The organism is Streptomyces sp. NPDC003034, assembly GCF_053591375.1.
This window is the reverse complement of record NZ_JBSFTS010000030.1, coordinates 17,930-40,478: the sequence shown is the minus strand read 5'-3', so window position 1 is coordinate 40,478 and position 22,549 is coordinate 17,930. Positions and strand designations below refer to the sequence as shown.

General features: G+C 72.7%; 12 protein-coding genes. 10 read left to right on the top strand and 2 right to left on the bottom strand.

The window, feature by feature from the left end; translation table 11 throughout:
* Nucleotides 1-125: 125 nt before the first annotated feature.
* The 3 genes from ACWDX7_RS24620 to ACWDX7_RS24610 are packed head-to-tail and all read left to right on the top strand — an operon-like array spanning nt 126 to nt 3,286.
* The gene (locus ACWDX7_RS24620; RefSeq protein ID WP_451489363.1) at nt 126-1,337 is read left to right on the top strand and encodes a glycosyltransferase 87 family protein; all 1,212 of its coding nucleotides are present in this window, start codon (nt 126-128) and stop codon (nt 1,335-1,337) included.
* Nucleotides 1,334-2,077, top strand: a complete 744-nt coding sequence (locus ACWDX7_RS24615) for an FkbM family methyltransferase (RefSeq protein ID WP_451489364.1) — start codon at nt 1,334-1,336, stop codon at nt 2,075-2,077. Before ACWDX7_RS24620 ends, ACWDX7_RS24615 begins: the two co-directional genes overlap by 4 nt.
* A gap of 54 nt (nt 2,078-2,131) precedes the next feature.
* Entirely contained in the window at nt 2,132-3,286 is a 1,155-nt protein-coding gene (locus ACWDX7_RS24610) for a glycosyltransferase family 4 protein (protein ID WP_451489365.1), read from the top strand.
* Between the two features lie 3 nt (nt 3,287-3,289).
* Here ACWDX7_RS24610 and ACWDX7_RS24605 read toward each other — a convergent pair whose 3' ends face one another.
* Together ACWDX7_RS24605 and ACWDX7_RS24600 are read right to left on the bottom strand one after the other, a co-directional pair.
* Nucleotides 3,290-3,958 carry a LuxR C-terminal-related transcriptional regulator gene (locus tag ACWDX7_RS24605; RefSeq protein WP_451489366.1) on the bottom strand — a complete coding sequence of 223 codons (669 nt, stop codon included), beginning with the start codon at nt 3,956-3,958 and terminating at the stop codon, nt 3,290-3,292.
* Nucleotides 3,946-5,223, bottom strand: a complete 1,278-nt coding sequence (locus tag ACWDX7_RS24600) for a sensor histidine kinase (RefSeq protein ID WP_451489367.1) — start codon at nt 5,221-5,223, stop codon at nt 3,946-3,948. Before ACWDX7_RS24600 ends, ACWDX7_RS24605 begins: the two co-directional genes overlap by 13 nt.
* 172 nt (nt 5,224-5,395) lie before the next feature.
* Between ACWDX7_RS24600 and ACWDX7_RS24595 the strand changes: the two genes are divergently transcribed.
* From ACWDX7_RS24595 to ACWDX7_RS24565, 7 genes are all read left to right on the top strand, one after another.
* Nucleotides 5,396-6,142, top strand: coding sequence for an ABC transporter ATP-binding protein (locus ACWDX7_RS24595; RefSeq protein ID WP_451489368.1), 747 nt, complete (start codon nt 5,396-5,398; stop codon nt 6,140-6,142).
* On the top strand, nt 6,142-8,127 hold the full coding sequence (locus ACWDX7_RS24590) for an FtsX-like permease family protein (protein WP_451489369.1): 1,986 nt from the start codon (nt 6,142-6,144) through the stop codon (nt 8,125-8,127). The genes ACWDX7_RS24595 and ACWDX7_RS24590 overlap by 1 nt, the downstream gene beginning before the upstream one ends.
* Nucleotides 8,128-8,280: 153 nt before the next feature.
* Nucleotides 8,281-8,952 carry a response regulator transcription factor gene (locus ACWDX7_RS24585; protein ID WP_451489370.1) on the top strand — a complete coding sequence of 224 codons (672 nt, stop codon included), beginning with the start codon at nt 8,281-8,283 and terminating at the stop codon, nt 8,950-8,952.
* Between the two features lie 27 nt (nt 8,953-8,979).
* Nucleotides 8,980-10,353 (top strand): sensor histidine kinase, encoded by a 1,374-nt coding sequence (locus ACWDX7_RS24580; RefSeq protein ID WP_451489371.1) that lies wholly within the window; start codon nt 8,980-8,982, stop codon nt 10,351-10,353.
* A gap of 130 nt (nt 10,354-10,483) precedes the next feature.
* On the top strand, nt 10,484-11,830 hold the full coding sequence (locus ACWDX7_RS24575) for a serine hydrolase domain-containing protein (RefSeq protein WP_451489372.1): 1,347 nt from the start codon (nt 10,484-10,486) through the stop codon (nt 11,828-11,830).
* Nucleotides 11,831-12,068: 238 nt separating this feature from the next.
* Entirely contained in the window at nt 12,069-22,265 is a 10,197-nt protein-coding gene (locus ACWDX7_RS24570; protein WP_451489373.1) for an amino acid adenylation domain-containing protein, read from the top strand.
* A 76-nt stretch (nt 22,266-22,341) separates the two neighbouring features.
* Entirely contained in the window at nt 22,342-22,545 is a 204-nt protein-coding gene (locus ACWDX7_RS24565) for an MbtH family protein (protein WP_451489374.1), read from the top strand.
* Nucleotides 22,546-22,549: the final 4 nt, after the last annotated feature.

Sequence of the window (22,549 nt, the reverse complement as noted above, 5' to 3'; positions counted from 1 at the left end):
GGTCTCGACCTGGCCGTCATGACGGGGCCCAAGGACCCCGCTGGAATGGACGGGTGCTTACTCATCGGGTTCAACAGCCTTGGAGCAACGGGGCCTTGTGGTGCGGGGGCTGGCTCCTCGCCGCTGTGTGGGCCGCCGGCTTCCCCCTGGTCTCCACCCTGGAGACCCACCGCGCCTGGGGCGTCAGCGCCGCCGTCGGTTACGGGTGCGCGGCTGCCGCCGCGCTGTGGATGCCGCGGGCGGGCGCTCGGACCGTCTCCGTCGCGTTCGCCCTCGCGGGAGCCGTCGTTGTGCCGTTCGCGTACCTCCTGCTGACGGGCGGCGCGCAGAGCGAGGTCGCGGTGATCGAGCGCTCGGGACAGCTGCTGATCCAGCAGGCCACTCCCTACCTGGCCGACCCCCGCACCGTCGGTGACGTCACTCCGTACCTGCCCGGGATGGCGCTCCTGGGCCTGCCCCGGGCCGTGTTCGGAACGGACGGCCCACTGCTCCGGCTGCTCGGTGACGCCCGGCTCTGGTGCGCGGCCGCCTTCTTCGCCTGCCTGTGGAGCGGGCGCCGGGTGCTGCGGCTGCCCGCCGGTCCGGACACCGGCCCCGAGACCGACCCCACCGGGCGGCCCTTTCCCTACGGGACGGCACTGGGCGCGCTGACCGCCTCGCCGATCGTGGCGCTGCCCCTGTGCGTGAGCGGGGTCGACCTGCCCCTCACAGGTCTGCTCTGCCTCGCCCTCGCCCTCGCGGCGCGTCGACGCCCGGCCGCCGCGGGCCTGGCCCTCGCCGCCGCCTGTTCCTTGAAGTGGACGGCCTGGCCGGCCGTCGCGGTCGCCGTGTCACTGCTCGCGTACGGTGCGGGGCGCCGGGCCGCCCTGCGCTGCGCCGGTGTGTCGCTGGCCGGCACGGCCCTGGCGCTGCTGCCGAGCGCACTGCTCTCGCCGGGCCCCATGGTCGAGCAGGTGCTGGCCTTCCCCACGGGGCGGGGCGAGCTGCGGACTCCGGCGAGCAGTCCGCTGCCGGGCCGGCTGCTCGCCGAGCTGGGCCCCTACGGCTGGTACGCGGCGGTGGGGCTGCTGCTGGCGGGCGGACTGGCGGTGGCGGTGTCCCTCGTGCTGCGGCCCCCCTGCGGCCTGGTGCCGGCCGCCGACCGCCTGGCCGCCGGGCTCTGCCTGGCCTTCCTGCTGGCCCCCGCCGGGCGGTTCGGATACCTCGCGCTGCCGGTCGTGCTCGCGGTGTGGGCCCGGCTGGTCCCCGGCGGGCAGCGGCCCGCCCTGGTGGCGAGCCGCCTCGTACGGGGCGCCGTACCGGGTCGCCGGCAGCTGACGGCGGAGGGCGCACGGTGAACGGCTCGCACCCTTCCCGGCGCACGGCCGCGGTCGCCGCCGCTCTGCGATGGAGTGCGCACCGGCTGGCGTGCGTCGAGGACGAAGTGGCGGGGCTGGGCGAGCTGGTGAGGCCGGGCGCGGTCTGCGTGGACGTCGGCGCCGAGTACGGGCTGTACACGTGGGTGCTGTCCGCACTGGCCGGCCCCACCGGCCAGGTGCACAGTGTGGAGCCGCTGCCGGGCCCGGCCCGGTGGTTGCGCACGGCCTCGCTGCTGCTCGGCTCCGGCAACGTGACCGTGCACCGCGCCGCCATGGGGGCGAGGGCCGGGCACGGGACGCTGAGCCTGCCGCGGCGTCGCGGACTTCCGGTCCATGGGCGCGCCTATCTCACGGACGACGCCCGCGGGCCGGGTCCGAACACCGAGTTCCGCACCTCCCGCCCGGTGGCGACCCCGGTCCGCACCCTCGACCAACTGGCCCGTCAGGAAGGCCTGGAGCGGATCTGCTTCGTCAAGGCCGACGTCGAGGGCGCCGAACTGGCGGTCCTGCGCGGCGGATCGCGGATACTGCGCCACCACCGGCCCACGCTCCTGCTGGAGGTCGAGAGCCGGCACCTGGAGAAGTACGGATCGCGGCCCGCCGACCTGCTACAGCACCTGCGCGACTACGGCTACGCGGCCCACCGGTGGCAGCACGGCCGCTGGTCGGCCACCGCGCGGATCACGGACGACAGCCGCAACTACCTCTTCACCGCCTGAGCCTTCCCCTCTCCTCCCCCTCCCCTTTCCCTCACGTGAGGCAGCGACGACCCCATGGGCACCACTCTGATCGTCACCAACGACTTCCCGCCCCGGCAGGGCGGCATCGAGACCTTCGTCCACGCGATGGCCACCCGCGTTCCGGGCAACGACGTCGTCGTCCACACGTCGAGCGAGCCGGGCGCGGCCGCGTACGACGCCACCTTGCCCTTCCCGGTGATACGGGATCGCACCCGCATGCTGCTGCCGACCTCCCGCGTCACCCGCCGCACCCTGGAGATAGCCCGTGCGCACGGCTGCGACCGGGTCTGGTTCGGGGCGGCCGCGCCGCTGGCCGCGATGGCGCCCGCGCTGCGCGAGGGCGGCATCCGCAGGATGGTCGCGACCACGCACGGGCACGAGATCTGGTGGGCCCGCACACCGGCGGCCCGGCAGCTGATGCGGCGGATCGGCGACCACGTCGACGTCGTGACCTACCTCGGCGAGTACACGCGGCGCCGCATCGCCCCGGCGCTCGGGCCCCGGGCCCGCCTGGAGCGGCTGGTGCCGGGCGTGGACGCGACGATGTTCCAGCCGGGTACGAGCTCCGGGCGCGCCGTGCGCGAGCGGCACGGCCTCGGGGAGCGGCCGGTCGTCCTGTGCGTCTCGCGGCTGGTGCCCCGCAAGGGCCAGGACATGCTGATCCGGGCACTGCCCCTGATCCGGCGGGCCGTACCGGACGCGGTCCTCGTGATCGTCGGGCAGGGCCCGCACGAGGCGCGGCTGCGTGACCTCGCCCGGCGCCACGCAGACGGGCACGTGGTGTTCGCCGGGGGCCGGGACCACGCGGCGACCGCCGGGTACTACGCGGCCGCCGACGTGTTCGCGATGCCGTGCCGGACCCGGAAGGCGGGCCTGGAGGCCGAGGGGCTCGGCATCGTGTTCCTGGAGGCCGCCGCCAGCGGACTGCCGGTCGTGGTCGGCGACTCCGGCGGAGCGCCGGACACGGTGCTCGCCGGTGTGACGGGCACGGTCGTCGACGGCACGGACGTACGGGCCGTCGCCGACGCCGTGGCCCGGACCCTGCTCTCGCCCGAGCGGGCACAGATGGGCGAGGCGGGCCGACGCTGGGTCGAGAAGCAGTGGTCGTGGGAGGTGTCGGCGGACCGGCTGACCCGGCTGCTCACCCCGGACACGGAGCGGGTGGGCGCGCCGGGACGGGCCGACTGACCGTCAGCGGCCCGGGTTCTCACCGCGCAGGTGGGCGAGGACGGCCAGTACGCGACGGTTGCCCTCGGTCGGGTCGAGGTCCAGCTTCATGAAGATGTTGCTGGAGTGCTTGACCACCGAGGCCTCGGTGATGGTGAGCCGCTCCGCGATGGACTGGTTGTTCAAGCCCTCCGCCATCCGGGCGAGCACCTCCCGCTCCCGGGGCGTGAGCCGCGCCAGCGGCTTGTCGGCGGTCTGCTGCAGGAGCAGGACGCGTACCACCTCGGGGTCGATGACGGTCTGTCCGCCGGCCACGCGGTCCAGCGCGTCGAGGAACTCCGAGACCTCGCCGACCCGGTCCTTGAGCAGGTAGCCCAGGCCCCCTCGGGCGGAGGAGCCGCCGCTGAACAACTGGGTGGCGTACGCGGTGGCGACGTACTGGGAGAGCACCAGCACCGGCATGCCCTCGTGCCGGGCCCGCAGTTCGAGCGCGGCCCGCAGCCCCTCGTCATGGAAGTCCGGCGGCATCCGCACATCGGTGATGACCACGTCGGGGCGGTGCTCGTCCACGGCGCACGCCAGTTCCTCGGCGTCGCCGACGGCGGCGGCCACCTCGTGGCCGACCCGGGACAGCAGCTCGACCAGCCCGGCGCGCAGCAGTACGGAGTCCTCGGCGAGCACTAGGCGGAGCACGGGACCTCCACGCGCAACTGGGTGGGTCCGCCGACGGGACTGGTCACGATGAGCCTGCCTTTCAAAATGGCCACGCGGTCGGCCAGCCCTTGCAGGCCGGCTCCGGCGGTGGGATCGGCGCCGCCGTGCCCGTCATCGGTGATCAGCAGGACGAGCTTGTCGTTCTTGAACCGGCCGACGACGGCGACGTGGTCGGCGCCGCTGTGCTTGGAAGCGTTGGTCAGTGCCTCGGTGATGGTGAAGTACGCCATCGTCTCGACGGAGGTGGGCATCCGGTGGGGGAGGTCGATGTCGACGGTCACCGGGATGGGGTTGCGGAGCGCGAGCTCGGCGACGGCCGCGGGCAGCCCGTGGTCGGTGAGCACCTGGGGGTGGATCCCGCGGACGAGTCCGCGCAGTTCGGCCAGGGCTTGGCGGGCTTCGCCGCGTGCCCGGGTGATCAGCGCGGCGGCGGGGGAGTCCTGGCCGCGCAGCTCCAGTTCGGCCAGGCCCAGGGTCATGCTCAGGGCCACCAGCTGCTGCTGGGCGCCGTCGTGCAGATCCCGCTCGATGCGGCGGCGCTCGGCTTCGAAGGCGTCGATCAACCGGGCCCGCGAGCGCGTGAGTTCGATCACGCGGCTGCTGAGGTCCTCCTCGCGGGCCGAGAGCAGGAACTGGGCGATGCGCACCTGCCCGCCCGCCAGCAGGCCGCCCGCGTAGGCGCAGACCAGCAGCCCGAACAGCCCTGCGGCGGTCCCCGGCAGGGCGCCGGCGGGATCCGAGATCGCCTGACCGGGGATCAGCATCACCGTGTCGGGGGCGATGGCCCAGACGATGACGGGCGCGACCGTCAGCATCAGGGAGAGTCCCAGGAGAGCGGTGAAGCCGACCCCGGTGGCGGTGAACACCACGCCGAAGACCAGGGCGTAGGCGAGCTCCCGCCATGTCGCGCGCTCCCGCAGCCGGGTCCGCAGCCACGGCAGGGCGCCGGTTCCGGGGAGCGAGCCGTGCGGGTCGAGCAGCGGGTCCGGTTCGATGATGCGCATGCGGCGCCGCTCCAGCGCGGCGACCGGGATGCCGGAGACCGCGGCGGCCATCAGCACCACGAGGCCGATGCCCACCACGGACAGGCCGACGCCGACGAAGAGCAGGGCGGCCAGGCCGAGCAGGACGAGGAAGCCCAGGACGGTCCCGCTCAGGAGGAAGGCCCAGGCGCGCAGTGGCCAGGCCGATAAGGGGAAGCCCAACGGCCGCCGTCGCAGGGCTTCCCAGACGGCGACGATCATGGCGCGGATCTCCCCGTGGTCGCGTCGGATCCTGCTCCTCGGTCGTGCCGGATCCTGTCCTGGACCTCGACTCTACCGTCCGGGGCGCGGGAGCGATGGTAGGGAAAACCCTCCCCCCATGACTCCGTGCAGAGCCACTGCGTCTGCCGGGACCCTCTGCTGAACTGGGGTTATGTCACTGCTCACCGACATCCAGCTGCCCGCCGTCCACCTCGCATCCGTTTCCAAGAGCTACCCCAGCGCCGCAGGCCCCGTGCCCGTGCTCCACGAGGTCAGCGTGGGCTTCCCGACGCGCGCCCTCACCGCGGTGATGGGCCCCTCCGGCTCCGGCAAGACCACCTTGCTGCACTGCGCGGCAGGTCTGGACAGGCCCGACAGCGGGAAGGTCCTCCTCGGCGACACGGATCTGGCGGCGTGCAGCGAGCGGCAGTTGACGGAGGTCCGGCGTCATCGCATCGGCTTCGTCTTCCAGCAGTTCAACCTGCTGCCGATGCTCACGGCCTACGAGAACGTGGCGCTGCCCCTCCGCCTCCGGGGCGGCCGCGTCAAGCGGGCGCAGGTCATGGCAGCGCTGCGCCAGGTGGGCCTGGAGGACAAGGCGGGCCGGCGGCCGGCGCAGCTGTCCGGCGGGCAGCAGCAGCGGGTGGCGATCGCGCGGACGCTGGTGGCCGAGCCGGAGATCGTCTTCGCCGACGAGCCCACCGGCTCCCTGGACCGGCGGAGCGGGCGGCAGATCATGGCGCTGCTGCGGGACACCGTGGACCGGGCCGGCCGTACGGTCGCCATGGTCACGCACGACCCGGCGGCCGCCGCATGCGCGGACCGGGTGATCTTCCTCTCGGACGGCAAGGTCGTCGGGCGGCTCGATCATCCCACCGCCGACGCGGTCGCCCACCAGCTGAGCCTGTGGGAGGGCTGATGTGGCGCATCTCGCTCCAGTCGGTGCGCCACTACTGGGCGCTCTTCGCCGGTACGTTCGTGGCGCTCGCCCTCGGTGTTGCGCTGATCGGGGTCTCGGCCTCCGCGCTGGCCGCCACCTGGGCGGTGGAGCAGCCCTCGGGCGCCGCAGCGGCGTCCGTGACGCTCACGGACGGTACGGGCACGGCCCGCACGCTCTCCAGCGGCGCGCTGGACATGGGCGGGGTGCAGAGCGTGCTGGCCATCGCCGGTGTGGTCTCGGCGTTCGTGACGGTCTTCGTCATCGCCGGCACCTGCGCCTTCAGCATCGCTCTGCGGCGCCGTGACATGGGTCTGCTCCGGCTGGTCGGCGCGGGCGGTGCGCAGGTGCGCCGCATGGTGATGGGCGAGTCCCTCGCGGTGGCCGTGCCCGCCGCTCTCATCGGCTGCGCCGTCGCGGCAGTGGCGGCGCCCCACGCGGTGGACGCTCTGAACGGCACCGGTCTGTCACCGGTGGATTTGCGACCGGGACCGCTGTTCGGGCCGCTGATGCTGGCGGCGGGCAGCGGCCTGGTCATCGCGGTGGCGGGAGTGCTCGCCGCGTCGAAGCGCGCGGCGCGGGTGCGGCCCACGGAGGCGCTGCGGGAAGCCGACCTGGATTCTCACACGATGACCGCCGGACGCGCCGTGATGGGCGTGCTGACGCTCGTCACCGGCGCGGTGATGCTGGCTCTGGCCCCGAACACGGGTGCCGAGGCGGCTACTCCGCTGGCGCTCTTCGGCACGATGGCGCTGGCCGTCGCGGCGACCCTGCTGGGTCCCCTCTACCTTCCGGCGCTGCTGCGCCTCGTGTCGCTACCGCTGCGCTGGGCCGACCCCGTCGCCGGGCGGCTCGCGGTGGAGGCGGCCGGTACCTCCCGGCGCCGAACCGCGTCACTGGTGGGGCCGGTCCTGGCGATCGTGGCGATCGTCGGGGTGTTCACCACGGTGATGTCCACCACCCGCGCGGCCACCGAGGCCGACGACCGGGCCCGCACGGCGGCTCAGCTCGTCGTCGAGCCGGCCGGGGGCGGTGGGCTGACCGAGGGTGAACTGGCCTTGCTGCGCGCCGACGTGCGGGTCGCGGCGGTGTCGGCGCCCGCGCCGGTGGACGTCGCGGTGGCCGGACCACACTCGGTGTGGAAGGACCAGGCCGCGGTCGCCGACCCTCTCGCCCTCGCACGCGCCCATCGGATCACCGTCACGGAAGGGGCTCTCGGGCCGCTCGTACCCGGTCAGGTCGCGGTCTCCAAAGAGTTCGCCGACTGGTACGGGCACCACGCGGGAAGCGAGATCACCTACGGGCTGTTCGGCGGCACACCGGTCAGGGCACGGGTGACCGCGGTCCTGGACGGCGGGTCCGCCGTACCGCATCTGCTGCTGCCCGCCGGCGCTCCGGACACGGCGGCGGCGCCGGCACGGGCGGACGTCGTGCTGGACGCCGCATCGGGGGGCCCGGTCGCGTCGGTCGCCGCGGAACTGACCCGGCGGCTGGGCCCGGAGCGCGTGAAGGTCACCCCGACGGACCTCTGGTTCCAGCACGCCGCCACCGACCAGGACCGCCTCAATCAGCTCGTGCTGCTGGTCCTGACGGGCCCCGCCTCCCTGTACGCGCTGATCGCCGTGGCGAGCACGCTCGTGATGTCGTACAGCCGGCGCGGGCGCGAGATCGCCGGCATGCGCATGGTCGGCGTGAGTACGGGACAACTCCGCCGGATGGCATGGTGGGAAACACTCGGCACCACCTTGGTCGGGGTCGCGATCGCAGCGGCCGTGGTGGCTCTCGGCGCGCGGGCCTACCGGGGAGCGCTCACGGTGTTCGGCGGCGAGGCGCCGCTGAGCGTGCCGTGGGCTCTGCTGGGAACACTGGCCGGAGCCTGCCTCCTGGTGGGCGTGGTGGTGAGCCTGTCGGCCGTCGGACGACTGGTGCGGCGGGGAGGCGTGGCTGCCATCACTTCGCGTCAGTGAACTGGGGCATAGGGTGTGGTGCGGCGGCTGGCGTAGCGTTCCCCGCCCGGCCGCCCCTATGCTGAGCGCCCCCAGACACTCAGATCTACTTCAAGGGCACCGTTCGGCGGCCGAGTCCGCCCAATGGCACGATCCTCACGAGCAGGAGTCTTCATGCGCGTCGCGATCGCCGAGGATTCCGCGCTCTTGCGCGCAGGAATAGCGCGGCTGCTGGCGGACGAGGGAATAGAGGTCGTCGCTTCCATGGGTGACACCACGAATGTGCTCGACGTGGTGGAGAACACTCGGCCCCATGTGGTGATTCTCGATGTGCGCATGCCGCCCACCTACACCGACGAGGGCATCCGAGCAGCCATCGAGATCCAGCGGCGCTGCGCGGACACCGCCGTCCTGTTGCTGTCGCAATACGTGGAACCCACGTACGCGGAGGAACTGGTCCGTAACGCCCGCGGCGGTACGGGATATCTGCTCAAGCAGCGGGTCGGGGACTTCGAGGAGTTCCTTTCGGCGCTGCAGCGGGTCCGGCGCGGCGAAACCGTCCTGGACTCCGACATCTTCAAGCAGTTCATCGGCAGTCCGCGCGAAAAGCGGGCCACGGACCTGCTGACGCCCCGGGAACGCCAGGTGCTGGAACTCATGGCTACAGGTCTGACGAACAGCGGCATCGTCAACCGGCTCGGCATCTCAGAACGCGCCGTCGAAAAGCATGTCACCTCCATCCTGGGCAAGCTGAAGATCCCCAACTCGGGGGAGAACCACCGGCGCGTGCTGGCGGTACTCGACTATCTGCGCGGCATAGAACGGCCGCACGACGGCACTGAGTGAAATGTAGTGGTTCGTAGTTCCGTGAAATTGCCGAATCCTTACCGCGTCGCGGCCGGGCTCATCTACCTCTCGGTCGGCAGCCTGGTCGGTCTGCTGGTCGCCCCACTGGTCGTCATCTCCCTGGTGCTGCGCGCCGTCTCGTGGTTGCTGCTCGTCGGACTGCCGATGTCGGTGGCCCTGTGCGTGCGCGGCGGGGCGCGTCTGGCCCGGCTGGCCGGGATCGGCACGGGGAAGAGCACGACCCCCGGGCAGGGGCAGGCGCTGCGCGATGCCCTGCGGGAAGTCCCGGCGCGGATGGCGGCCCTGCGCGACGGCCTCTCCTTCAGCCTGCCGCTGCTACGGGCGGTCGCCGACCTGGAACGGCTGCTGGCCCACTCCGTCGCCGGGGACTCCGTGCCCGGCGAGCCGGCGCACCGGGCGGCCCTGCGGGAGGAGCGCGGCCGTTCCTCGGAGGCGAGCTGGGACGACATCGGGTACCTGGGCCTGCTGCTGCTGGGCACGGTCTGGCTGGTCCCGCTCGCCGCTCTGATGATTCCCCTGGTCGCCTTCATCGTGGCCCTGCCGGTGGGGGCGCCCGAACAACTGGCCTTCGGGCCCGGCAACACGATCCTGGTGGCGGAGCCCGCCACGCGCGTGCTGGTCGCGCTCGCGGCCGTGCTCGCCTTCGCCGTGCTGGTCTGCCTGTTGTTCTGGATGGGGAAGCTGCGCGCCCGCATGGTGCGCGGAATCCTCAGCCGTATCGACGAGGCGGAGGCGCAGCGCCGGGAAGAGGCCGCCGAAAGGCAGCGCATAGCGGCCCTGCGGGTCAACGACGCCGACTACCGCCGGCTCGAACGGGACCTGCACGACGGAGCCCAGGCCAGACTCGCCGTTCTCCTCATGCACCTTTCGCACGCGAAACGCCGCAGGAGCGATGACGCGGAATACCTTGCCCGACTCGTCGACGAGACGCACCAGGAGATCCGAAAGGCGCTCGACGAGATACGTGACCTGGTCCGGGGAATCCAGCCCCCCATACTGAGCGACCGTGGACTCGACGCGGCGGTCACGGCCCTGACCGAGAGATTCCACGTACCCGTCACGGTGTCCAGCAGCCTCGACCGGCGACCGGACGTCGACGTGGAATCGACGGCCTATTACATCATCGCCGAATGTCTGGCCAATACGGTCAAGCATGCGTACGCCACGTCCATTCACGTGAGTCTGGAGCAGGACGACAGCCACCTGGTCGTCTCCGTCACGGACGACGGCGCCGGCGGGGCCTGCGTGCGGTCCGGAACGGGCCTGCGCGGTCTGGAGGACCGTGCCGCCGCTCTCAGCGGGCGGCTGGAAGTCACCAGTCCACCCGGTGGACCCACCAGGGTCCAGGCCACTCTCCCGTGGTCGAAGAACCCTATCTGACCTGCATCTTTGCCTTATATCGAAAGCCCTTGCCCTGACTCGATCAAGTGACCGAAGATGAGGGGGTACGGGTAGCCGCACCCTCGGGGGTGCGGCTACCCGTACCGAAGGCGCTCGACGAGGGGGAAACATGGAAGGGCAATTCCCGGCCGCCCGATTGCGTGAGATCGCGCACGGCCATTCGGTTCCCGGCGTGCAGCTGACCGTCCACCAGGCGGGCCGGACCCGGTCCGAGGCCGTCGGGGTGGCACATTCCGGGACCGCGGAGCCGCTGACCACGGCTACCGCGTTCCCTCTCGGTTCCGTGACCAAGGCTTTCACCGCGACGGTGGTGGCCCAGCTCGTATCCGACGGCGAACTCGACCTGGACGACCCGCTGGGCGAGTACCTGGCCGAGTTCGACGGAGCGGCGGACGAATTCCCGTCCTCCATCACTCTGCGGCATCTGCTCACCCACACCGCCGGACTGGTCGCGGACCACGAGCTCGACAATGCCGAGGAGTCCTCGCTGGCCCGTTATGCTGCGAGTCTCGCGACCACGTCCCCCCTGTACGCTCCCGGCGCCTGCTTCTCGTATTCGAATTCCGGCTACAACATTCTCGGCCGGGTCATCGAGTCCGTCGCCGACATGAAGTGGCAGGCAGCGATGGACAATCTCCTTCTCCGTCCGCTCGGTATCGAGCCGCTGTTCCTGGGCAGCGGAGATTCCGTCACCCGGGAGTCGGCCACCTGCCACGTCGTCCGGCCCGGCCGGGGTGGAGCGCAGCCGGTGGGCCTGTTCCTGCCGCGCACCTGGGCGCCGGCCGGCGGACTCGCGGGCAGCGCCGACGATCTGATCGCCTTTGCCCGGCTGCACTTGGGAACCCACCCGGCCTCCGAGAGCCTGCTGGAGGAGGAGCTGCGCGCCGCGATGCACGTGCGGGAACCCGCCGCCGAAGCCTTCGGCATGGCCGACGGCTGGGGCCTGGGCCTGGCCCACTACGCCTCCCCCGAGGGTGACTGGCTGGGCCACGACGGAACCGTCGACGGGGCAACCGCCCACCTGCGTTTCCATCCCGGTACCGGGACCGCCGTGGCGCTGACCACCAACTCCACCACGGGCACCCTGATGTGGGCCGACGTCGTGGACGAACTGCGCGCGCGGGGCGTGCCGGTCGGCGACTACCGGCCGAGCGTGCCCACCGCGACCGCGGCGGCTACGAGCGCTCATGGCGGCCTGCTGGGGGAGTACCGCAACGGCGACACGTACTTCTCGGTCCGCTGGGCCGACGGTAAGGGCGCCACCGGCCTGCGCCTGTCCGACGGCACTGGCCTCGTCGCCGACATGACCTTGCACGACCACCTGGTCTTCACCGCCCGGCGCCTGGACGCCGAGGAGGCCCCGTACACGGGCCGGTTCGTCACCGACCCCGACACCGGCGAGGCCACCCTCATGCAACTCGGCGGCCGTTCCGCCCGGCGTGCCGCCGCTGCCTGAGCCGCACCGCCCCACCTTCGCCCCCCACCTTCGCCCCCGCCTCCCGTCACCGGTTCCACCGGCGCCGAGTCGAGTCACCGCGGTACACCGTCCCGCCCGGCCGACGCGTTCGGCGGGCCGGCTCCCCACCCCTCTCCCCGCCCCCCGCTCCGCATCCCCTTTTGCCGGCTTCCGGGCTGCCACACCGTTGGCATGCCCATGTCCTACATCTGGAAGCCGCCCCGTCTGGAGGTACAACGTGGCTCGCGCCGACGCGTCGGTAAACCAGGGTCTCCCCGCTCAGGTGGAGCGCTGGCGAGACCGGCTGAAGGGCGTCGCCCCTCTCGATCTGCCGACCGACCGACCGCGCCCGGTCATCCGCTCCACCAGCACCGCGGTCCACGAGTGCCCTCTTCCCCGCTCCGCCGCCGCTGCCCTGACCGGGCTCGCCGCCGCAGCCGGGGCCACGCCGTCGGCGGTCCTGGCGGCTGCCTTCACCGCGGTGCTCACCCGCTACTCCGGGCAGGAGGACATAGCCCTGGGTGCCGTCTCCCCCCGCACCGGGCACACCGTGGTGCTGCGCACCGCCGTCGACGCGGCAGCCCCCTTCGAGTCGCTGCTGCGGGACGCCGTCCGCAGCGAGCGCGACGCCTTCTCCGACGACGGCCTCCCGTTCGCTGACCTCGTGGCGGCGCTCGCCCCGCAGCCGGACACCAGCACCACCCCCTTCACCTGCGCCATGGTCACGGCCTGCGACGAACTCACGCCGCAGCAGAGGCAGTTCGATCCCCTCGACCTGTCCGTCGAGGTGTCCGCAGCGGAGCTGCGCGTCCGCGTCCGCTACAGCACCGCCCTCTTCGACGAGACCACCGCCGCCCGGCTGGCCGGCCATCTCACCGTGCTGCTCACCGGGGCCGCCGCCGACCCGTCCCGCCCCCTGACGGCGCTGCCGATGCTCACCGACGCCGAGTTCGAGCAGGTCGTCAGGGAGTGGAACGACACGGCGCGCGAGGTCCCCACCGCCACTTTCCCGGAGCTGTTCACCGCCCAGGCCACCGCGCGCCCAGACGCCACCGCCGTCATCGACGAGCGGGGTCCGGTCAGCTACCGCGAGCTGGACGAACGGGCCAACCAGATCGCCCACCACCTCCTGGGACTGGGCGCCGGGCGTGACCAGTTGATCGGGCTCTGCGTGGAACGCGGCGCCGCCATGGCCGCAGGCCTGCTCGGCATCATGAAGGCAGGCGCCGCCTACCTGCCGCTCGATCCCGCCTACCCGGCCGACCGGCTCGCCTACATGCTGGAGGACTCCGGCGCCCGGATCGTCGTCACCCAGCGAGAACTGCGTGACCGGCTGCCCGCCACCGACGCCGCCCTCCTGGACCTCACCGCCGACCGGGCCGCCCTGGAGGCCCACCCGGCCACCGCCCCCGACGTGGCCCCGGCACCCCAGGACCTCGCCTACGCCATCTACACCTCGGGCTCCACCGGCCGGCCCAAGGGCGTGCTGGTCTCCCACACCGGCATCGGCAACCTCGCCGCCGTGCAGGCCGAGGCCTTCGACGTCACGTCCGACAGCCGCGTTCTGCAGTTCGCTTCGGCCAGCTTCGACGCGGCCTTCTGGGAGGTCTGCATGGGCCTCCTGACCGGCGCCGCGCTGGTGATGGGCTCCAAGGAGACCCTCGCGCCGGGTGAGCCGCTCGCCGCTTACGCGGCCGAGCACGGCGTCACCCACGCGACCCTGACCCCGGCGACCGTCGCCGTCCTGCCCGACGGCCGCGGCCTGCCCGCCGGCGCCACGCTGATCGTCGCCGGCGAGGCCAGTACGGGCGACCTCGTGGCGCGCTGGTCCCGGGGCCGCCGGATGGTCAACGCGTACGGTCCGACCGAGAGCACCGTCTGCGCGACCATGAGCGCCCCGCTCGGCGGGGCGGCCGTACCGCCGATCGGCAAGCCCATCGCCAACTTCCGGATCTACGTCCTCGACGACGCCCTGGAACCGGTCCCGGCGGGCGTGCGCGGCGAGCTGTACATCGCGGGTACGGGCCTGGCGAGGGGTTACCACCGCCGGCCCGGTCTCACCGCCGAGCGCTTCATCGCCAATCCGTACGGGGCCCCGGGCGAGCGCATGTACCGCTCCGGTGACATCGCCCGCTGGAAGTCCGACGGCACCCTGGAGTACCTGGGCCGCGCCGACGACCAGGTCAAGGTCCGTGGCTTCCGCATCGAACTGGGCGAGATCGAAAGCGCGCTCGCGCTCCACCCGGACATCGCCCAGGCCGTGGTCCTCACCCGCAACAGCAACCTGCTGGCCTACGTCTCACCCGCCGCCGGGCGCCGCCCGTCCCCGGGCGGGCTGCGGGCCCACCTCGCCGGCACACTGCCCGACCACATGGTCCCCTCGGCCGTCGTCGTCCTCGACACCCTCCCGCTGACGCCGAACGGCAAGGTGGACCGCAAGGCCCTGCCCGAACCCGGCACGCTCGCCGACAGCGCCGCCACCGACCGCGTCCTTCCCCGCACCGCCGTCGAGGAGACCGTCGCGGGAGTCTGGTCCGAGGTCCTGGGCGTCGCACCCGTCGGTGTCCACGACGACTTCTTCGCCCTGGGCGGCAACTCGATCCTCTCCGTTCGCGCCGTCTCCCGGATGCGGCAGGCCCTCGGCATCAAACTGTCCCCCCGCGTCCTGTTCGACACCCCGACCATCGCCGGACTCGCCGCCTCCGTCACGCCCGAGGAGTCCTTCGAGGAAGCCCCCATCCCCGCGTCCCCCCGGGATGACGTGCTGCCGATGTCCTTCGGTCAGCAACGGCTCTGGTTCCTGGAGGACTTCGACCCGGGCAGCGCCGAGTACCACACCGCCGTAGGCCTGCGGCTGACCGGCGACCTGGACACCGCCGCCCTGCGCGCCGCCGCCGTGGACCTCACCGGCCGCCATGAGTCGCTGCGCACCACCTTCGGCGTCGTCGGCGGTCGCGGCGTCCAGGTCGTCCATCCTGAACTGCCCCCGCAGTGGACGACCGCCGATCTGACGGACACCGCGGAGGAGGCACGCGAGGAACGGCTGCGCGACCTCGTCCGCGCCGAAACCGCCCGCGCCTACGACCTCCAGGCAGGACCTCTGGTCCGCGTACTCCTCGTACGCCTGCGCCCCGACGAGCACGTGTGCGTGCTGGGCATGCACCACATCGTCACCGACGGCTGGTCCATGGGCATCGTCACCCGCGAGCTCGGTGAGCTCTACGCGGCCCGTGCCGCAGGACACCCTGCCTCCCTGCCCGACGCCGCCGTGCAGTACCCGGACTTCGCGGCCTGGCAGCGGGGCCGCCTGCAGGACGGCGGGCTGCTGGAGAAGCAGCTCGGTTGGTGGCGCGAACGCCTCGACGGCGTCGCCCCGCTGGAGCTGCCCACCGACCGGCCGCGCCCGGCCGTACGCTCCTCCGCCGGTGCGGTCCACGAATTCCGGATCCCCGCCGCGACCACCGCAGCCCTCAAGGCGCTGGCCCAGGAGCGGGGCGCGACCCTCTTCATGGCCCTGACCGCGGCAGTGAAGACGGTCTTCGCCCGCTACAGCGGCCAGCAGGACGTCGTCGTCGGCACCGCCTCCTCCGGCCGGGGCCACCGCGACCTGGAAAACCTGGTCGGGTTCCTGGTCAACACGGTCGTCCTGCGCTCCCGCGTCGAACCCCACCTGTCCTTCGAAGAGCTGCTGGGACAGGTCAAGGAGACCGTCCTGGACGCGTTCGCCCACGAGGACGTCCCCTTCGAGCGCCTGGCCCCGGTCGTCCAGACCGAGCGCGACACCAGCCGCACCCCGGTCGTCCAGGCCGTGATCGTCCTGCAGAACGCCCCCGACGGGAAACTCGAACTGCCCGGCGTCCGCGTCACCGACTACCCGGTGCACCGCGAGGCCGTGCCCTTCGACCTGACCGTCGAGTTCTTCGACACCGGTGACGGACTCACCGCCCGGGTGGGCTACAGCACGGCCCTGTTCGACGAAGCCTCCATCGCCCGCTTCGCCGGCCACCTCAACACCCTGCTGCTCGCCGCCCTGACCGAGCCCGGCCGCGCCTTGAGCGCACTGCCCCTGCTGACCGAGGACGAGCTGCGCCAGGCCGCGCGGGACGGCCGCGGCCCCCGTGCGGCGGCCCTGGAAGGGACCATCCCGCAGCTCGTGCAGGCGCAGGCACGGCGTCGTCCCGACGCGCCCGCCGTGGAGGACACCCACACCACCCTCAGCTACCGGGAGCTTGACGAGCGCGCCAACCAGCTCGCCCACCACCTGGCAGCACAGGGCGCGGGCCCGGGCCGGTTCGTCGGCCTGTGCGTCGAGCGCGGCGCCGACCTGGTCGTCGGCCTGCTCGGGATCATGAAGGCGGGCGCCGCCTACCTGCCGCTGGACCCCAACTATCCTTCCGAGCGCCTCGACTTCATGCTCCGTGACTCCGGCGCCCGGATCGTCGTCACCCGGACGGAACTCCTGCGCGAACTACCGCGGACCGACGCCACCCTCGTCGACCTCGTACGGGACCGCGCCCTGCTGGCGGCCCTGCCCCGGACCGCCCCACGGGTGACGCCCCACCCCGCCGATCTGGCGTACGTGATCTACACATCGGGTTCGACCGGCACGCCCAAGGGCGTACTCGTACCGCACCGCGGGATCGGCAACCTCGCCTCAGCCGAGATCGAACGGCTGGAGGTCACCGAGGACAGCCGCGTCCTGCAGTTCGCCTCGTCCTCCTTCGACGGCGCCGTCATGGAACTCCTGATGGCGCTGCCCGCGGGGGCGACCCTCGTCCTGCCGCCACACGGGCCGGTCGTCGGGGAGGCGCTGCAGACCTTCCTGCGCGAGCGACGGATCACCCACGCGCTGCTCGCGCCCTCCGCCGTGGCCACCCTCGTCCCCGACGGGCTGGAGGGACTGCGCACGCTGGTCGTCGGCGGCGAGGCCAGTACGGGCGACCTCGTGGCCCGCTGGTCCCGGGGCCGCCGGATGATCAACGCCTACGGCCCGACCGAGAGCACTGTCGTCGCCGCGATGAGCGACCCGCTCGCCGGCGGCGCCGTCCCGCCCATCGGCACCCCCTTGCCCAACACCCGTATCCACCTGTTGGACGCCGCGCTCCAGCCGGTCCCCGTCGGCGTCCCGGGCGAGCTCTACATCGCCGGCCCCCACCTGGCCCGCGGCTACCACGGCCGGCCGGCTCTGACAGCCGAGCGCTTCACCGCAGACCCCTACGGCGGGCCCGGCGAGCGCATGTACCGTTCGGGCGACGTGGCACGCCGCCGAGCGGACGGCAGCCTGGAGTACCTCGGGCGCGCCGACGACCAGGTCAAGATCCGCGGCTTCCGCATCGAACTCGGGGAGATCGAGACGGCGCTGGCCCGTCACCCCCAGGTCCGGGACGCCGTCGTCGTGGTCCACCAGGACGACGAAGGGCGCAGGCGCCTGGTCGCCCACCTGGTGACCGACGGCGAGCCGACGGCCGGCGAGCTCCGCTCCCACCTGTCCGGATCACTGCCCGAGTACATGGTGCCCGCGCTGTTCATGCCGCTGGAGCGGCTGCCGCTGACCCCCAGCGGCAAGGTGGACCGGCGCGCGCTCCCGGAGCCCGTGCTCCAGGACGGCGCGCCCGGCGCCGACTACACCGCACCGCGCGACGCGACCGAGGAGACCCTCGCCGCGGTCTGGGCGGAGGTCCTCGGCGTCGGCAGGGTCGGCGTCCACGACAATTTCTTCGACCTGGGCGGCGACTCGATCCTCTCCATCCAGGTGGTCTCCCGGGCCCGGCAGGCCGGTCTCCTGCTGACCTCGAAGCTGCTGTTCGTCCACCAGAGCATCGCCGCCCTCGCCGGGGTGGTCACCACGGCCGACGATGCCGCCGCCGGCCCCAAGGAGGTCTCCGGACGGGCCGAACTGACGCCGGTGCAGAGGTGGTTCTTCGACGAACACACCGTCAGTCCCGACCACTACGGCATGTCGGTACAGGTCGAACTCGCACCCGAGACCGACACCGCCCTGCTCGAACGCGCCCTGGCCGCGGTCACCGACCACCACGACGCCCTGCGCATGAGGTACGCGCGGGAGGGCTCCGGGTGGATCCAGGAGTACGGCGACGGCCAGGCCGGCGTGCTCTCCGTACGCGACCTGTCCGCCCTTGGGGACGAGGAGCGCGACCCTGCCCTCGGCGAGGCGGCGCTGGCCGCCCAGCGCTCCCTGGACCTCGCGGCCGGCGCCCTGGTGAAGGGCGTGTTCTTCCGGCTCGGCGCCGCCCGGCCGCCACGGCTCTTCCTGGCCGTGCACCACCTGGTGATGGACGGCGTGTCCTGGCGGGTGGTCCTGGAGGACCTGGCCACCGCCTACGGACAGCTCGCCGAGGGCCGTCCCGTCGACCTGGGCGCCAAGTCCAGCAGCTACCAGCAGTGGTCGCGCCGGCTCACCGACCACGTCCGCTCCGGCGGCTTCGACCACGAGATCGCCCACTGGCAGGACGTGTCCGCGGCCGTGCGGCCCCTGCCGTGCGACGCCCAGGGCGCCCCGAACACCTTCGGCACCACGGTCACCGCCTCGGTGCGGCTGAGCAGGGCGGACACCGAGGACCTCCTCCAGCGCGTGCCCGCGGCCTACCGCACACAGATCAACGACGTCCTGCTGACCGCGCTGGGCCGGGTACTGGGCGACTGGGCGGACGCCCCCGTCACCGTCGCCCTCGAAGGCCACGGCCGGGAGGAGCTGTTCGACGACGTGGACCTGTCCCGGACCGTCGGGTGGTTCACCACCATCCACCCCGTCACCCTCGACGTACCGGGCGGCGACTGGGGCCGCGCCCTGAAGACCCTCAAGGAGCACCTGCGGGCCGTCCCGGGCCGCGGCCTCGGCTACGGCGCCCTGTGCCACCTGTCCGAGCCCGGCACCCCGAGGCACACCGCGCTCGCCGACGTCCCGCGGCCCCAGATCAGCTTCAACTACCTCGGGCAGTGGGACGGCACGACCAGTCACAGCGGCCTGGTCCGGGCCCGGCTGGAAGCACTCGGCGCGGACCAGGCCCCCGAACAGCCCCGCCCGCACCTCATCGACATCGTCGCCGCCGTCGGCGACGGCGAACTGCGCATCGACTGGATCCATTCCCCCGGGACCCACGCCACCGCGACCGTCCAGCGGCTCGCCGAGGCGTTCGTGACCGCGTTGCGCTCCCTGATCGCGCACTGTCTGCTGCCGCAGAGCGGTGGGGCCACCCCGTCCGACTTCCCGCTCGCCGGGCTGGACCAGGCGGCCGTCGACCGCATCGCGGGGGACGGCCGGGACGTCGAGGACGTCTACCCGCTCACGCCCATGCAGAGCGGCATGCTCTTCCACACCCTCGCCGAACCGGGCGCCTATGTCGAGCAGATGACCTTCGTCCTCGACGGGGTGCGCGACCCCGGACTGCTGGCCGCGGCCTGGCAGCGCGTCGCCGACCACACCGAAGTGCTCCGTGCCTCGCTGGTCTGGCAGGACACCGAACGCCCGCTCATGGTCGTCGAGCGCCGGGCCGAGGTGCCCGTCACCCACCTCGACTGGCGGGCCCGGACCGCCGGGGAGCAGGAGGCGGCCGTACGCCGCTTCCTGGCCGAGGACCGCGAGCGGCCCCTGGACCTGACCACGGCACCGCTGATGCGGCTGACCCTGATCCGGCTCTCCGACAGCACCGTCCGCCTCGTGTGCGCCTTCCACCACGTCCTGCTGGACGGCTGGTCGACCTTCGACCTGCTGACGCAGACGTACACCGCCTACGCGGCCCTTGCCGCCGGTGAGCAGCCGGTCCTGTCCCCGCGCAGGCCCTTCAGGGCGTACGTGGAGTGGCTGGAGCGGCAGGACCTGGACGAAGCGGAGTCGTACTGGCGCGATCTGCTGTCGGGCTTCGAGGCGGCGACCGCGCTGCCTTTCGTACGGCAGACCGCCGCCGACCACCGCACCCGCTCCACCGGCAGGTGTGCCCGCCGTCTGTCCCCGGACGTGTCACGGGAGCTGTTCGACTTCGCCCGTCAGCACCGGGTCACCGTCAACACCGTCATCCAGGGAGCCTGGGCGCTGCTGCTCGCGCGCCACGCCGGGCAGGAGGACGTGGTGTTCGGGGCGACGGTCTCCGGGCGCCCGACGGAACTGGCCGGCGTCGACTCGATGGTCGGCATGCTGATCAACACGCTGCCGGTGCGCGTGCGGATCGACGAGTCCGCGCCCGTCGCCGACTGGCTGGCCGAGGTACAGCGCGGCCAGGTCGAGGCCCGGCAGTACGAGTACGTGCCGCTGCCCCGGATCCAGGGCTGGAGCGGTGCCGAGCGGGGCGCCGGCCTCTTCCGCAGCCTCGTCGTCTTCGAGAACTACCCGACGGACGAGGAGGCCGCCGCCGCCCACGGACTGCGCCTGCGCGGCCTGGAGGGCACCGCGGCCACCAACTACGCGCTCAACCTGATCGCCTACGCCGGCGACGACCTGGCGTACACGCTGGCCTACGACGCCGAGCTGTACGACGAGGAGACCGCCACCCGGCTCTGCGGCCACCTGGAGGTTCTGCTCGCCGGCATCGCGGCGAGCGGCGGGGACCAGCCGGTGGCGCGGCTGTCGATGCTGACGGACGACGAGGCAGAGCTGACGGTACGGGCGTGGAACGACACGGCCGGCGACCTGCCTCAGGCCTGCCTGCCGGAGCTGTTCGAGGCGCGGGTGGCCGAGCACCCCGACGCCGTGGCGCTCACCTACCGGGACGAGGAACTCACCTACCGGGAACTCAACGAGCGGGCCAACCGGCTCGCCCACCACCTGGTGGCCCTCGGCGCCGGACCGGACCAGCGCGTGGGCCTGTGCCTGGAGCGCGGGTCCCACGGCATCACGGCGCTGCTCGCGGTCGTCAAGTCGGGGGCGGCCTACGTCCCCCTCGACCCGGACTACCCGCTCGACCGGCTCACGTACATGATCGGCGACGCCGGAGTACGGCTGCTGATCACCGAGGAGAAACTGCGGGAGCGGCTGCCCTCCTCGCCGGCGCGGATCGTGGACCTCGACCGGGACCGGGCGCTGATCGCCGCGTCCCCGGCCCACGACCCGGCCCCGGGCCTCCTTCCCGACCACCTCGCGTACGTCATGTACACCTCCGGCTCGACCGGCACCCCGAAGGGTGTCCTGACCACGCACCGGGGCGTCGTACGGCTCGTCCACGAGACCGCCTACACCGACGTCGCGCCCGGCGACACCGTCGCGCAGTTCGCTTCCCTCTCCTTCGACGCGTCCACCTTCGAGGTGTGGGCGGCGCTTCTGAGGGGCGCGCGGCTGGCCGTCCACCCCGCCGGGCTGCCCACCGCCGCAGCCCTGGGCCGGTTCCTCAAGGAGTGCGAGGTCAGCCATCTGTGGCTCACCGCCGGCCTGTTCCACCAGATCGTGGACGAGGACGTCAGCGCCTTCACCGGGCTGCGCCAGCTGATCGCGGGCGGCGACCGGCTCTCGCCAGAGCACTGCCGGCGCGTACGGGACGCCCATCCCGGGCTGCGCCTGACCAACGGCTACGGTCCCACCGAGGCAACCACCTTCACCGCCACGCATGACCTGCGCGGCGCGGGCGGAGCGGGCCCGGTTCCCTTGGGCGCGCCGATCGCCCACACCCGCGTGTACGTCCTGACGGACGCGCTGGAGCCCGCTCCGGTGGGCGTTCCGGGCGAGCTGTACATCGCCGGAGCGGGCCTGGCCCGCGGCTACCTCGGGCGGCCGGGGCTGACGGCCGAAAGGTTCACCGCGGACCCGTACGGCGGGCCGGGGGAGCGGATGTACCGCTCCGGCGACCTGGTGGCCTGGCGGGCCGACGGGACCCTGGAGTTCCTCGGCCGCACCGACGGCCAGGTCAAGATCCGCGGGTTCCGCGTCGAAACCGGCGAGATCGAGGCCGCCCTGACCGTCCATCCGGCGATCGGCGACGCGGCGGTCGTCCCGCACACCGAGAACGGCCGCACGGTGCTGGTCGCCCATCTGGTCGCAGCGGACGGGGCGGAGGTCCCGCACAGCGCCGCACTGCGCCGGCACCTGGCGGCCTCGCTGCCGGACCACATGCTGCCGGCGGCCTTCGACGTCCTGGCCGCGCTGCCGCTGACCGCGAACGGCAAGGTCGACCGGCGGGCGCTGCCCGCGGGGGCGCAGCGGGTGGCGACGGGCATGCGGTACGAACCGCCGGCCACGGCCACGGAAGTGCTGATCGCCGAGGTCTGGCAAGAGCTCCTCAACGTCGAACGGGTGGGCGTCCACGACGACTTCTTCACCCTCGGCGGCGATTCCCTGCTCGCCCTGCGTGCGGCGTCGCGGATCAACGCGCTCTTCGGTACGGACCTTTCGCCGCGGGAGCTCTTCGACCGGCCGACGGTCGCCGAGACCGCGCACGGCGTCGAGGAACTCGTCCTGGCCGAGCTGGAGGCGGCCGCCGCGACGTCCTGATCCGCGAGCGTCCCCTCCTGCCCCTGCTCCCCGTCTCCTTCCTCCCCACGTTTCACCCCTCGAAAGGCACCTCTCCATGTCCAACCCCTTTGAGCAGTCGGACCGTTCGTACAGCGTCCTGGTGAACGACGAGGGCCAGCACTCACTGTGGCCCGCGACCATCGCCGTCCCGGCGGGCTGGCACACCGCCCTTGCCGACCGGCCCCGCGAGGAATGCCTCGCGTACGTCGAGGCCCACTGGACCGACATGCGGCCGCAGAGCCTCATCACCGCCGGCTGACCTC

What these genes read in the sequence shown, in the direction of transcription:
- ACWDX7_RS24595 (WP_451489368.1), top strand. Translation starts at nt 5,396, where the DNA reads ATGTCACTGCTCACCGACATCCAGCTGCCCGCCGTCCACCTCGCATCC.
- ACWDX7_RS24585 (WP_451489370.1), top strand. Translation starts at nt 8,281, where the DNA reads ATGCGCGTCGCGATCGCCGAGGATTCCGCGCTCTTGCGCGCAGGAATA.
- ACWDX7_RS24575 (WP_451489372.1), top strand. Translation starts at nt 10,484, where the DNA reads ATGGAAGGGCAATTCCCGGCCGCCCGATTGCGTGAGATCGCGCACGGC.
- ACWDX7_RS24565 (WP_451489374.1), top strand. Translation starts at nt 22,342, where the DNA reads ATGTCCAACCCCTTTGAGCAGTCGGACCGTTCGTACAGCGTCCTGGTG.
- ACWDX7_RS24600 (WP_451489367.1), bottom strand. Translation starts at nt 5,223, where the DNA reads ATGATCGTCGCCGTCTGGGAAGCCCTGCGACGGCGGCCGTTGGGCTTC.
- ACWDX7_RS24610 (WP_451489365.1), top strand. Translation starts at nt 2,132, where the DNA reads ATGGGCACCACTCTGATCGTCACCAACGACTTCCCGCCCCGGCAGGGC.
- ACWDX7_RS24590 (WP_451489369.1), top strand. Translation starts at nt 6,142, where the DNA reads ATGTGGCGCATCTCGCTCCAGTCGGTGCGCCACTACTGGGCGCTCTTC.